This window comes from Herbaspirillum sp. DW155 (assembly GCF_037076565.1).
Lineage (GTDB): Bacteria > Pseudomonadota > Gammaproteobacteria > Burkholderiales > Burkholderiaceae_D > Herbaspirillum.
The window spans coordinates 2,853,828-2,866,771 of sequence record NZ_AP029028.1 but is presented as its reverse complement, the minus strand read 5'-3'; the positions used below and the strand labels follow the sequence as shown (position 1 = coordinate 2,866,771).

General features: G+C 60.0%; 16 protein-coding genes. 3 read left to right on the top strand and 13 right to left on the bottom strand.

The genetic code is table 11. The annotated features are described in order from the left end of the window. Window positions 1-192, top strand: a complete 192-nt coding sequence (locus tag AACH55_RS13135) for a hypothetical protein (protein WP_338714958.1) — start codon at window positions 1-3, stop codon at window positions 190-192. 141 nt (window positions 193-333) lie between these two features. Here the strand turns inward: AACH55_RS13135 and AACH55_RS13130 are convergent, their stop codons facing one another. From AACH55_RS13130 to AACH55_RS13075, 12 genes are all read right to left on the bottom strand, one after another. Further along, on the bottom strand, window positions 334-873 hold the full coding sequence (locus AACH55_RS13130) for a phage virion morphogenesis protein (RefSeq protein ID WP_338714957.1): 540 nt from the start codon (window positions 871-873) through the stop codon (window positions 334-336). Window positions 874-965: 92 nt separating this feature from the next. Beyond that, window positions 966-2,246 (bottom strand): PBECR2 nuclease fold domain-containing protein, encoded by a 1,281-nt coding sequence (locus AACH55_RS13125; protein ID WP_338714956.1) that lies wholly within the window; start codon window positions 2,244-2,246, stop codon window positions 966-968. Between the two features lie 2 nt (window positions 2,247-2,248). Beyond that, entirely contained in the window at window positions 2,249-3,811 is a 1,563-nt protein-coding gene (locus tag AACH55_RS13120) for a DUF935 family protein (protein WP_338714955.1), read from the bottom strand. Then, complete coding sequence (gene terL, locus AACH55_RS13115) at window positions 3,801-5,498, bottom strand: phage terminase large subunit (RefSeq protein WP_338714953.1); 1,698 nt, start codon at window positions 5,496-5,498, stop codon at window positions 3,801-3,803. The genes AACH55_RS13120 and terL overlap by 11 nt, the downstream gene beginning before the upstream one ends. Then, window positions 5,488-5,985 (bottom strand): DUF1804 family protein, encoded by a 498-nt coding sequence (locus tag AACH55_RS13110; protein ID WP_338714952.1) that lies wholly within the window; start codon window positions 5,983-5,985, stop codon window positions 5,488-5,490. The genes terL and AACH55_RS13110 overlap by 11 nt, the downstream gene beginning before the upstream one ends. Next, window positions 5,985-6,323 carry an ArsR family transcriptional regulator gene (locus AACH55_RS13105; protein ID WP_338714951.1) on the bottom strand — a complete coding sequence of 113 codons (339 nt, stop codon included), beginning with the start codon at window positions 6,321-6,323 and terminating at the stop codon, window positions 5,985-5,987. Before AACH55_RS13105 ends, AACH55_RS13110 begins: the two co-directional genes overlap by 1 nt. After that, window positions 6,320-6,655, bottom strand: coding sequence for a hypothetical protein (locus tag AACH55_RS13100; RefSeq protein WP_338714950.1), 336 nt, complete (start codon window positions 6,653-6,655; stop codon window positions 6,320-6,322). The genes AACH55_RS13105 and AACH55_RS13100 overlap by 4 nt, the downstream gene beginning before the upstream one ends. Further along, a complete protein-coding gene (locus AACH55_RS13095) occupies window positions 6,652-7,206 on the bottom strand; it encodes a lysis system i-spanin subunit Rz (protein ID WP_338714949.1) in 555 nt (184 codons plus the stop codon). The genes AACH55_RS13100 and AACH55_RS13095 overlap by 4 nt, the downstream gene beginning before the upstream one ends. Before the next feature lie 193 nt (window positions 7,207-7,399). Beyond that, window positions 7,400-8,026, bottom strand: coding sequence for a transglycosylase SLT domain-containing protein (locus tag AACH55_RS13090; protein ID WP_338714947.1), 627 nt, complete (start codon window positions 8,024-8,026; stop codon window positions 7,400-7,402). A gap of 1 nt (window position 8,027) precedes the next feature. Continuing rightward, complete coding sequence (locus AACH55_RS13085) at window positions 8,028-8,369, bottom strand: putative holin (protein WP_338714946.1); 342 nt, start codon at window positions 8,367-8,369, stop codon at window positions 8,028-8,030. 163 nt (window positions 8,370-8,532) lie between these two features. Then, window positions 8,533-9,126: a hypothetical protein gene (locus AACH55_RS13080; RefSeq protein ID WP_338714945.1), complete on the bottom strand. Its 594-nt coding sequence runs from the start codon at window positions 9,124-9,126 to the stop codon at window positions 8,533-8,535. A 303-nt stretch (window positions 9,127-9,429) separates the two neighbouring features. Beyond that, entirely contained in the window at window positions 9,430-9,786 is a 357-nt protein-coding gene (locus AACH55_RS13075) for a helix-turn-helix transcriptional regulator (protein ID WP_338714944.1), read from the bottom strand. Between the two features lie 109 nt (window positions 9,787-9,895). On the opposite strand from AACH55_RS13075, the gene AACH55_RS13070 reads away from it, so the two are divergent. Continuing rightward, window positions 9,896-10,135 (top strand): helix-turn-helix domain-containing protein, encoded by a 240-nt coding sequence (locus tag AACH55_RS13070; protein WP_338714943.1) that lies wholly within the window; start codon window positions 9,896-9,898, stop codon window positions 10,133-10,135. An 11-nt stretch (window positions 10,136-10,146) separates the two neighbouring features. Next, complete coding sequence (locus tag AACH55_RS13065; protein WP_338714941.1) at window positions 10,147-11,175, top strand: hypothetical protein; 1,029 nt, start codon at window positions 10,147-10,149, stop codon at window positions 11,173-11,175. A gap of 415 nt (window positions 11,176-11,590) precedes the next feature. Here AACH55_RS13065 and AACH55_RS13060 read toward each other — a convergent pair whose 3' ends face one another. Continuing rightward, on the bottom strand, window positions 11,591-12,757 hold the full coding sequence (locus AACH55_RS13060; protein ID WP_338714940.1) for a multidrug effflux MFS transporter: 1,167 nt from the start codon (window positions 12,755-12,757) through the stop codon (window positions 11,591-11,593). Window positions 12,758-12,944 lie beyond the last annotated feature (187 nt).

The window sequence follows — 12,944 nt, the reverse complement described above, 5'->3', positions numbered from 1 at the left end:
ATGGGCGCCAGCATCGCACCACGAGAGAGCGTCCAAAACGTGGAGAAGAACGGGATTTTTTTTAAAATCTTTGCAGCTGAAAAAGCGTGTTCGGCGTTCTTCACAATTGGCCGCGCGACGATCAGTAGGGTAGTCAAAGAAATGGGACAGGTTTGGGCCCTCAAAAATGACGCGAAGCCGCGCTGGTGCTGAAAACCTGTTTCGAGGGCCGAACTTTGATTTTGGGATGGGTGCGGGCAAAAAATCGGAATAAATGCCGATAAATCTCCCAATATTCGGCTAATCCGGTCCTAATAAATCCCGATTTTCAATGCGGGTCAGTGACTTCAAAGCTCATTTATTCCGGCTTCGAACTCGATTTAAAGCCTCCGTTAAATGGTCCCGAATCACGTTACCTGTCAGCTCCCTGTCGGACGCCGGGAAGCCGATTAATTGTCGGGCGGGAATACCGGGATGACTGACCCGCTTGCGCATCAAGCCGCCGAACGCCAGTGCCTTGGCCTTCTTCGGGGAAATTGTGTAACGGGAACCACGCGGGCCATAGGTGCCTGTTCCGAAGTGATGCCACACGGCCTTCTGGTCGCTGAATCCGAGCCGGAGGGAATTTCCTTGCACCTGATAATTGAAGCTTTCCAGCATATCTCCACGCACGCGAAGAATCCTGCCGCCCTTTCTAGTGGCGAGGGTCATGGGAGATAGCGGCTTCCACGGCATGCCATCAGGCGCAAGTCCCTGTGCGTGGCGGTGCTGGTTGGCATTGAACAGCTCTTCGCCGATGCTAACCAGCATCTCCTGAGGCGTAGCCACCTCTTTCCGCACGGCTTCCAGGATGGCCGCCAGGTGGTCGGCTTGAAATTCAACGGTAAATTGCATAATATCTTCCCCGTGGTGTCAGCGAGAGCGGCTCTGTCCAGCCCCTCCACAATGCGGCCACATGACGCGGCCCAGGACAGTGGCCGCGTTTTTTATTTCTTGAACAGCAAACGGCCAATGCGCTGCCGGTCAAAGTACGCAGCACGGTTTTCCTCGCTCTTGCGATCCGGCACGAATGCGGTAGAGCCAGCCCAACCTGTGCGCCCCCACTCAAACGCTACCACGCCATACTGCCCGCTGCCCTCCAGCTCAAACGCCCGAAGGTAACGACGCTTGAGCAGCCAGCGCCCCTCTTCTGAGCGCGACTTCTCCCAGTTCCACCAGATTTCATCTGGCTCAACCAGCGTCATGGCCAGCAGGTAGAGATATTCCAGTCGCGTGGCCTTGTCCGGATTGGACAACCATTTGAAATCACCATTGCCATCTTCAAACAGGGCCTTGCTAATCGCCAGGGTGCTGCCCGTCGCATCAGTGAACGCTGCGCCACGCTCCAACGTGGCCCCGAAGACCTCCAGATATTCCGTGATGGCTTGCTCGGGCGGCGTACCTGGTGCGATGAGCAAGCTCTTGGGCACCGAGGTGGGTGGCGACAGGGCTGGCGGCGTAACGCCGGTCGGCCAGCTCGCGCCGCGCTCTTTCAACACCGCGTCATAGCCCTGCAGGGGTGGAACCGTATGCGGCTCCAGCCAAGCCTTGCCCGGATTGTAGGCAAAGCCCGGGTCGATTCCCTTGGGCACCATCACCGTGCGGGGATTGCTGCCCTTTTTTCCGATGGTGCGCTGTTCCCATTCGATTGGCGGCGCTTCATCCGGGCCGGACCTTCCCTTGGCTTCCCACAAGCTGCGCGCCTCCGAGCGAGACAGCGAACGGACCTTGCATTTGCACCCCCAGCCATTTTGCGGACTATGGGTATCCCACCAGTGACTGTCGGCTGGCAGAATAAGTCCATTCCAAGCCAGGTGATGCAGGCGCGGATGCTCGCTACCCGAGTGAACATACTGCCAGTAAGGCCGCAAGTGGACCACCGCCATCATCTGCTTGTACCGCCCCGCGTTGTAGGCCTGGGTGATGTTCGTATCGTAGATGATCTTGCTGCGCCAACCGGGCGAACCGTTGTGCGCCCAACCATATTTGGCGACGATCTCATCGAACTGTTTGCGGAAGGCAGGATAGCCAGTGCCATGCTCCTGCGACTGGCGGATCGCGTTATACAGGTCTTCGACCAGAGCATCGTTGGCTGCACCGGCAACAATGTGCGCGTGACTGTGCTGCTCCTGATAGATATCCGTCCAGCCCGACGAGGGCAGACGCACCTTGTTGCGGAAGAAGTCAATCGCCTCCGAGAACGGCAAGCGCGCTGGAGAGGCCGCCATGATTACGCATCCCCCTCCGAAGCAGCCGCCTCCATCCCCGCCAGCATTGCCGCTTCCATTCCTAAGGCCATAGCCTGCGCCCATGCCGGATTGTTCCCACTCAAGCGTTCAATTTTGCCGATGGCGTCGTCAAAGTCGCCTGACTGCGCAATGATGGCCGCAATCTGCTGGATCGCCTTTTGCTCCATCGGTGCGCACAGTGCGGCCAGTTGCGCCGAATAGGCCGACGCGATATCAGGCTCCGTCTGCCGGCTGGCACTGAGCGCGGCCAGGCGCGTCAAGGCGCTGGCCGGTGTCTGTGCGAGCGCACGGCCAGGCGGCACCAGCATCTTGGCCTTCTTGTCAGCCCGTGGAATTTGCATCACCTGGTGCGCATACTCCACATCAATCTCCATGCCCATGCTGGCCGCCTTGGTGAGCACATCGGCCATCTTCGCCTGGTCGACGGTCTCTTCCGTCAGATAGCGGAAAGACGGCAGGCGGTCTTCCGCAAACAGACCATTGATGAGAGCGATGGGGCGAATGAGCTGATGATTGATCCCCGGCGTGATCTGGTTCACATCATGCAGCATGATCTCCCGCCGCACCTTGTCATGGATGGCCCCCAGCGCATTGGTCGAGGTCTTGCCATCGGCCTGACTGGTCAGCGTGCCGCCCAGAATGGCCAATGATTGCTTGCGCTCCCAATACTCAATGGCCGACAGAAAATCCGATACCGTCCCCGCCATCTTGGCCTGGACGAAATCAATGCTCATGGTGTTAGGGACGATGCCAGCGCCATCCTGCCCGATATGGCGGACCGCCCGCAAGAGCTCATCGCGCTGCTGCTTCTGAGCGCCTGGAGGATACTTCCCCAGCCGCAGCGGCATGCCATACACCTCCAGGAAACGCTGCATGTCCTGCACGTTATAAGCCTTGTAGGCATAGGTCCACGCCAAGACTCGGAAGAGCGCCGCCTGCTCGATGTAGCCCGATTTGGCCCTGTGCTCGTGAATGATCCAGCCCCACGGCCGCAATGCTTGCGGCATTCCCCATTTGAGAAACTGTAGCGCCCCCGTATTGCGGTCGATCTGGAACATCCGCTGCGGCACCCACAAGAGATTCTGCGGCAGCCAGGTACTGCCTGCCTTCCACTCAATCTCAAGGGCCGCAAAGCCCTTGCCGATGGCGTCTGTCAGGTCATACTGCGCATCCTCAAAGCGCGGAATGCTCTTGAGCATGTCGGCCAGTTCAACGGTGCGGCGCAGCTCGGACGCATCCGCATCCTCACGCGGCTGCAACTGCCAGCCAAGACCGGTCACTGCGCGTCGGCGCTTGGCCATCTCTGAAAAAAGGTGCGGGTCCTGCTCTTCCACCATTTCAAACAGCGCCGCCTGCTCGGTAATCTGGCCCTGATCGGCTGCCGCGAAGGCCGCCGCCAAGCGGGAGGGGGCCAAGGTATGCACCGCGGCATAGTTCAGCGGTTGGCCCTGCGTCGAACGCGCCCCCGCTTGAAGCTTATCCAGCCCAGCCCGCACGCTGCCCGACATCCGGCGCAAGGCCGCCTTGATTTGCTCAATCATCATCGTCCCAATCATCGTTGTGACCACTGGCCGCGCGCATCATGCGACGCGCCTGTCGCAAGGGCGCGGCAGACGTGTACAGCCATTGCCCGCTGTATTGATTGGCCAGGCGGAAGAGTTTTTCCAGCGCATCGGGGCCATCATCGTGATCGGCCTCCGGCCAGAATTTCAACTGCTCATTCATCAAGCCATGGGAGCGATGCGTCCGAATCTTCCCGTTGACCACGTGAGGTTGCAGGCTGATGATGCGTAACTCCTTTTCGACATCCTCATCCATCGCCACACCGGGAAAAGAAATTCCCAACAAGGCCGCACGCTTGAGCAGCTCGGTATACATGAATTCCTGAAACTGCACCGTCTCCACGCCCCACGCCAAACAGCGGTATTCCAGCTCCAGATCGATGGCCCGGCTGATGATGAGGTCCGGCACTCTCCAGGCGATATCGGCCTCCACCACATCCAGCACCATGGTCTGACGATTGAGCCCGCCCACCAGAATGGCCGAAGGATCACGGCGCTTGTTCTTCCTGCCCAGCGACGGATCGATGGCCCCAAAAAACAGCCAGTCATCACGCCGATCCACCCAGAACTGCAGGGACTTGAACGGTGCCGTCGCATCATTGCCCGCCTCATTCTGCTGCTCCTGGTTGAACGCATCATGATCGACCGCCCGCATGCACATGAGCCGATAGAGTGGCCGTACCTGCGGCCAGGACACGATAGCGCCCGCATTCATGGCCTCCTTGTTGGCCTCATAAAATGCCAGCGCTTGAGCCTCCGCCTGTTCGCGTGCGCCCTCCTCATCGGAGGCAGTGGTATAGATGCCTTCCCACTGCTCCCACAGGTCCATGCGATCAGGCCATTGCATGATCGACTTGAACACCTTGCGCCGCCACCCCGGCTTGCGCGAAACCCGGTTGATCGCCGCATCGTAATGCAGGCTGGTGCCGGGCCAGAACACATCCATGCCACCCGCAGGCCCGGCCAGACCCAGCACCGCCTTCAGGACGAACGCCTCCACCTTGTCGCGCTGGTCCTTGTCACGGACGTTCTCATCGTTCTCCAGATCATCCAGAAAAATCAGATCCGGACGATGTGGCCCGTGCTTCATCCCCCGGATTTTCTTGCCCGTACCGCCGATGCGCACCTTGCGGTTGTTGGCCGTCACGATGGTAGTCGCCTGCCACACCCGCCCACGACCACAGGCCTCCGGAAAATCCATCGCCAGCCGTGGATTGCTATCGAGCTCGGCCTTGATCGATTCCAGCATCTCGGCCGCCTGCTCCTCGGTATTCATGATGATGCCGATCATGTGCTTGCGACCGGTGACGATGCACCACAAGCTGCCTAGCTGCGTCTCATAGGTGGATTTGGCCTCGCCACGCGGGGCCTGGTGGACTTCGCGGCCATCTGCTGGGCCATCAATGACCTCCGGCAGACGCTGAAAAATGAACTGCTGGAACAACGAAAAATGTGGCGTCGGCACATAGTGCGGAAAGTAGGTCTGGCAGAAAAACTGATAGTCGTTCCAGGCCCGTTCGCGACGCGCCCGACTGGCCTGCGGATCGGCATCGAAAGCCTCGCACTCCAGCTCAATGAGATTGCGCAGATCGTCACCCAGCTTGGCCAGTTCAAGCTCGAACTCACGCCAGGTGCGCACTTCTTTGATCTCATTGCGATCAACGGCCATAGCGCTGGCCCACGATGGCACCCACCTCTTCCAGATGCGGATGCAGCAGCTTCAACGCGGCCGGATCGCTCACGCGCAGATGATCTGCAATGATCTTGAGCGTATCGAGCGCCACCGACAAACCGGAAAACTGCGGATTCAAGCGGCCAAAGGATTTGCTGAACTTGGCATAGGCATCGGCCAGTTGCGCCAGCAACTGCGCCTTGTCCGACGCCGGCATGGTTGCCGTTTCCAGTTCGCGGGTAGTGGTGATGACCTGGCGCGCAAAATCCTCCACCAGTTGCTTGTTGAGATCATCCAGGCCCTGATCGCTGACGCGATAGGCCGTGCGCGCCGTATCCCAGTCATCCCCCTTGGATTTTGCATGCGCCTTCCATTGACGGGCCGTCTCGTAGTTCACCCCGCACGTGAGTGCCGCGCCGTTCAAGGGCATACCCTCGACATACAAGCGCCGCACCCGATCGCGCACTTCAGGAGGATGCGCCATCAGAGCTGCCTCAACAGACCAATACCGGCCGCTACCATCATCTCGTCCGGACCCGGACGTTTCACGCCGGGGACTTGAACCAGGCCCGCAGCGCAGTCCTGCCCCCGCTGAGTGAGCGAGGCCAGCACGATATCGCTGCCCTGGTACGCCAAGAGCCCCTGCTCATGGAGCCAGGCCAGTTCCCCGCGTAGGCCATCTTGCGATAATGCGTGCGCATACCGCTCCAGAAGCTGCTGGCGGACCAAGGTCTCATTGGCGCGATAACCGGGAACGGTGGAGAGCACCTGCAGCACGCGCAGGCGCAGGTCAGCGCGTTGCATCTTTTCGTAGTCGTTCATCCGCTGCGCCTCCGCAAATGCTCATCGATACTGCCCAAGAGCCGGTTCATCCCATTGACCGTTCCAATGAGTTGGGCCACCTCGGTGGTGACATCGTTGACCTTCTCATGCAGCGTGCCCAGATCCTCGTGGGTAGGCCCGACTTCCAGCCGCGTGATGCGGTTGCCGTGGTCGATGATGGAGGCCGTCACCCTGGCCTCCAGCGCATCGATACGCGAATTGGTCGCCTTGTTCTTGTTGGACATGTACATATACAGCGCCACCCCCCAGGTCAGCAGGAAATTGGCGATCCCCAGCCACAGCGACCACTGCATGACATCTTCCCGGCTCATGGCTGCTCCTTAACTTGATGGTCCGCTGCGATGACGGCCTGACAGGCCGTCAGTTGGTGGGTCACTTCGTCGGCTTCGCCGGTGAGCGCGAGAAGAAATTCAGCAGCCGGCGTTGAAAGTTCGCCTGGCGCGGCATCATCACCTCCGGCGGCGCGGGGGCCAGCCGGGCAGGCGTCACCTCGCTGGACGCCGCCAACGGAAACGGCGCGTCCTGCCGGGTCGTACAGGCGCAGCTCACCACGGCGCACAGCAGCCAGGGCGCGATCTTTTGCAAGGCGTTCATTGCTCAAGTCCTTTTGATATTGCGTTGAAATCGCGGCCATCGTCTGTGCGTGGCGCGCCTCGGCTGCACGCGCTTTTTCTTCAAGCTCCCGCAGGCGGGCATGGGCGCTGCGCAGCGCGGCATTTTCCTTGCCCGTCCACATCAGCCGCTCTGCCTGCTGGCCTTGGCGATAGTGCTCCTGACCAAGCCCACGCAGCGCATACACGGCAGCAACCAGCAAGCCCAGCGCGGCCAGTGCCTTGATCCAGCCGGGAATCACCAGCCTCATGGCATCCTCCTGCCCGCATCAGCATGGGCTTGCGCCATGGCGCGCGCGTGTTCGCTGAGCCACCGGCAGGCGGCAGGCGACCCTTGCGGATAAGGACACGCCGAGACGGGCATACCCGCTGCGGCCGCCTCATGCGCCCGGCGTGCGATCGTTTCTACGTCCATGATCTGAAATGACATATCCCCTCCGGCAATCAGCTCGACGGCACCGGAACGCTGCGCCCCCACGACTGATAGCGCGGCTGCAACTGGATCAGGATGCGCCGTGGATAGTCCAGATTCTCCCGGCAGAAAGAGGGATGGCGCTTGGCCTTGCCGCATGCGCTGTCGATGGACAAGCGGTCCAGGGCAGGACGCACGATGGCCGCTTCTTGCAGCCAGTGCCCGAGTCCGCCGTTGTAGGACCGGCTCATGGCCCATAGCCGACTGAATTCATCAGGACCGCGCACGCGCTCATAGAGCCAGCGGTCATAGCCCACCAGGGCGCGCATTGCCCATGTCGGGTTCTCCGGCAGGCAGTGGCCCGCCGCAATACCGTTGGAGGCGCACCACCAGCGTGCCGTGGCCGGCATGAACTGCGCCATGCCTTTAGCACCCACGCGCGAGACCGCTTGCGGATTCCATCCGCTCTCCTGATGAATTTGCGCAGCAAAGACCGGCACAGGCGCGTCCAAGCCCCAGCCTGCATGCGCGGCCCGCGTCAGCTCGGCACGATGGCGTGTGGCCTGGACGGGAAGCGTCTGACTCCACGCAGAGGCGGGGGACAGGCCCGGCAGGATGAGCACCATGCACAGCAGGAAGTTGAACAGTCTGCCGCGCATGTCAGGCCCCCAGGCCGATGGCGATCATGGCGCAGCCCACGATGATGGCGCGGCGAAGCATGGCGGCGGCGAAGGCGACCGAACAGGGCATGAAGGCCCGATCCTCGTCAGCAGAGATGGCATCGCATGCCGGTGCGTCCTCACCTTCTTCCGGCTCAATGAAGCTATCAGGCCGGGCGTAGGGGAAAAGCGACCGATCCAGCCAATAGCCGATGACGCCGGCCATGGTGACCAGCGAAAGCTTGTACAAGCTCACCGGCAATTGGTTGGGGTACACCAGGCCGATACAGGCCAGCAGAAGGAGGGTGGCGAAGAGCCAGCCGAACAGGCGGGGAAGTTTCAAGGTAATCTCCGGTGGTCCATCCCATGAGGGAATGACCGGAGATTACGGGGAGGATGATGCGGTGAGGAGGCGGGAAATGTTTCTTCCCTATTGAGGTGATGGTTTTTTCTGTTCAATGGCGGCTGACTCAACCGAGTCAGCCTGAAAACCTAGAGAGCATCATTTACTTTGCCGGGCTGACGGAGAACATCAGCCCGGTCACGGCACTGGCGGCAGCCAAGTAAGTCACCCCTCCTACGGTTAATTCTTCTGATTTGCCATTATCGATATTGCCTAGCGCTTTGGTTATCATCTTTGGAATGACTGCGCCGATGATCTCCTTGTCAATATCGGGATTGGCCGCCTCGGCTACAACTACCGTCACTGCCAGTGCCATGAGAGTCTCCTTGTCAGAGTATTTTTTTCCTGCACCGAGCATCACCAGTATTTCTTTCATCTCCCCACTTTTTTTGCTGACTGTCCCTACCAGCCCAACATTGCTGGCAAGCTGATGCGAAAACGCATCGTTGACATCGCCTCGTTGGATATCGAACTTCGGCAACTTGTAATGCTCATCAACTATTGCCATTTGCGTGTTGAATTGCCGTCGGAATTCCTCCGGTGTCATTCCAAGCGATCGCTCGGCGACGGGTGCGGGCTTGGCCTGTTGTGCCGTAGCGACCGGTTCGATTTTTTTCGCAACCTCTGGCTCTGAATCGCTGCAACCGCCGAGCGTCGCAAAGACAGCCAAGAACAAGCCTCGATGAAGTAACTGCATTTTTAATTATCCTCAGGTGAGAAATGCTACACATGTTCGCCTTCCCGCCTCCCTGACATAGATGGTCGTTCTTGTTCACCCCCGCCCGCGCCCATGCGCGAGCGGAGGAGTTACTGCCTGGCGTATCGAGTTATTGAGCTGGGATGCCCCGCCGTTTCAACTACGGCCCTCGTTACAAAAATACGTACCTCATCCCGGTCTGGCTGACGCCGCATCGGCAACAGTATTGCCTTTGACGGTGGTGGGTCAGGTTCGTCCGGGGGATCGTTCATGGCGGCCCTGAGCAACAGCAGGAGCAACAAGTTATGCCCGCTGCTTCGCCTTCTTTGCCTGCGCTGCTTGAAGGGCTACCCCCCGAATGATTTTTTTTCCCTCGGCGTCGGCCCCCTTGTAGTCCTCAACCAGCATTTGGATGTCGGGTTCAAGGTCCGCAGTAGGGGGAACTGGCTGGCCGCGCACGCCAGTAACGATGTATTGCACATCTGCCCCGTGCTTCGCGATGGCCGCAAGGAATAAGGCGCCGGGCTCGCGCTCATCCCCCTCATAAAGCTTTAATGCCGACAGACCAATCCCTCCCATTTGGGCAAAGACGGCCTGCGTCATTCCGAGCCGCTTTCGCTCTTCCTTCAATCGCTCTCCAATAGCCACAAAAGCACCCATTAAATATTTGCAATAGCCACGATCGTGGCTATAATGAATTCAACTCGTTGGTTCACCGAGTCAGTAACCAATTTCCATACAACAAGTTGTATTGATTTAGGAGGGCATTATGCACCCTGAAGAGATCAAAGCGGCAATGCGTATTGCAGGAAAAACGCTGGTGGTGGTTGCCGAAGAATTGAAGCTGGATAAGTCCACCATCAGTAGCGTGGTTTGCGGACGCGGCAAGTCCGCCCGTGTTCAACAGTACATTTCGGTGCTGCTCAATAAGCCCGTGGATACCATCTGGCCGCCGACGGATCGCCCGGTTCTGCGCCGCGTCAAGTCCACTACCCGTAAGACGGCCTAAGGGTGACGGGCATGAAACGTCTTGCAATCAAGCAGCCCATGGCCGAGGTCATTCCGATGACGGCGACCGTCCCTTCCGAGGCCTGTAGGGCCGAGCCGGAAAAGTTGGCCGCCCTGGCCAAGGAATTGAGCTATGACGGCCCGCTGTCTGCCTCCGGTCTGGAAGACGGCATCCGCTTCTACCAGCGCCGCACGGTGGAAGCGTTACTGGAGTTAGGGAAGCGACTCATCCTACTAAAGGAAGTCACTCCGCACGGGGAATTCCAGAAGCGCATTGATCTGCTGGGCTTCGGATATCGATCCGCTGCCAGTTTTATGAATGCTGCGCGAAAGACCATCAAAAGTGAAACGGTTGCACTTTTGGCGACGCAGGTCAAAAGCACCAAAGCATTCCTTGAGCTAATTACCCACGACGATGACGTCCTCGAACAACTCGCCGACCTGGACGACATCGACCGCATGAGCGCCAGCCAGCTCCGCGAGCGGGTGCGCAAGCTGGAAGCGGACGGCCACGAAGACGCCCGCGCCGAGCAAAAGCGCGCCAATCGCCTGGCCCTGGAGCTGGAACAGAAAGACGACCTCCTGGACCGCCTGCGCACTGCCGTGCCCGGCAACAGCGCCTACACCCCTGAAACCAACATCGTGCGCCAGCAAGCGGCCTTGATGGACACCCACTGCGCCAGCGCCATGTCCCTGCTCGACAAGATGGCTGGCGAACTGGATGCCGACGAGGCAGACCCCCAGCAGTATCAGGCCCAACTGCATAGCCTCTGGTTTGCCGCGCAAGCCATTCAGGCGCGTGCCGCGATCCTGATACAGCGCCTGGGCGACATTGACCAGATGCCAGCGCTGGCCGAAGTAAGCCAGTTCATGCCCGGCATGCTCACGCAAGAGGAAGCCACCTGGTTCCTCCAGGAGGTGGAAATCCTGCGCTCCTCGCTGCTGCATGCCCACCAGTGCGTGCGCGATGAAGCCCACGCCAGGACACCGCGCAAACCAGGCCGCCCCAAAGGCGCGAAGAAATCTTCCTCCAAGGAGTGAACATGCAGCAAGTCACCACATCGCCGACCCGGCTTCCCGCGTCGGCCCGCAACCCCGCACGCCTGGCCACCCGTTCAGAACTGCTCACGGCCACCGTCAATCCCACCAGCCGCGCCAGTGCCAAGGCACAGCAGCGCAAGTTGATCGTGGAAGCACTCCACATCATCGCCGCTCCCGGCGTGAGCATGGATCTGGCCATCGCCACTCTGGAGGCGCGCTACCGCAAAGGGAGTTTGCACCCCGGCCTGCAGGATGCGATTGCCTGCAGCCTCAAAAGCAGCCAGCGCTTCATCAGCCGCAGCAGCCTCTATCGCTGGATCGAACTGGACCGCAACGGCGGCCGTGCAGCCCTGACCCCCAGGCATCGCGGACGCATCCGCATCGAGGGCGGCTGGGAGGCCAAGGCCATCGAGCTTTACCACCAACCCAGCAAGCCCAGCATCGCCGCAGTCCATCGCGAGCTGTGCCGGGTATGGATGGAGACGAAACCGGCCAGTCCCATCATCCCGGAGGACACCAGCAGCAGCGCAAAGCCCAGGATGGCGCTGGTCAGTCCGGCAATGTGCGGGAAGATCGAATTGCCCTTGGCCATGAGCGTGGGATACATGGCTCCCGCGCAGAAGGCCATCACCAGCACCGGCATGATGAGCGTCCACACCGTCAGCCCCACCAGCAAGGCCAGCGCCAGCATGGCGAAGGCCGCCACCGTCATGACGCGCGCGCCGATGCGCAGCCGCTGCTCGGCCGAGGGCAGGCGACGATGGTGGATGCGATTGGAGATACCGCCCAGGAAATACATCATCCCGATGGCCAGGGCCAGGTAGCCGAAGAAGGTCGGTGGCTGGTGCAAGGTGTTCTGCACCATGAAGGGACCGACGATGTTGAACACCAGCAGGATGCTGTAGCACAGCCCCTGCGCCAGGAAGCAGCTCTGGAACACCGGGCTGGCCAGCACCATGCGCGCATTCCTGAGCAGGGTGGCCGGATGCAGGTGCACCGGCCGGGGCAGTGTCTCCCGATACTTCCACAGGATGGCCCACATGGCCAACGAATACACCAGCAGGAACACCAGGCAGGAGCGCCAGCCGAAGGCCTCCTGCAGGTGCGCACCGATCACCGGTGCGATGATCGGCGCCAGCCCCCAGGCGATGGCCATGTAGGTGTACGCATGCACCAGGGTCTGGCCGGTGAAGGAGTCGGTGATGATGGCCTTGGCCAGCAGGTTGGTGGCCGCAATGCCAAAGCCCTGCAGCACGCGCGCGGCGACAAAGGTTTCCAGGTTGGGGGCGGCCAGCGAGAGCACGCAGCCCAGCGTGAAGAGACCGAGCCCCAGGATCAGGATGCGCTTGCGTCCGTAGGCATCGGCCAGCGGACCGAAGACCAGTTGCCCGAAGGCATAGGCCATCAGGTAGCCGGTCACGCTGGTCTGGATCGCCTGGGCCGAGGTGGCGTAATCGACTGCCATCTCCGGCAGGGCCGGCACGTACAGGTCGATGGCCAGCTGGCCGGCCGAAGCGAAGGCGCAGATCAGGAACAAAAGAAAACGAGGATGATTGGCAGCACGCGGTGCAACGGAGTTCATGGGAAGCAGTCTGCAGAGCAAAGTTCAGTATTGTGAACCGGGATCCGGTTTCTTGCTGGCGCTCACCCGATGATGAACAAGATGTCTGTGATCGACTGAAAATGTTCTGATATTTTTGTTATGTATAAGGATAGTTTTAGAGAGAAATTCAAATTTATTCGATAAAAAAAACGAACTAATTCTAGAT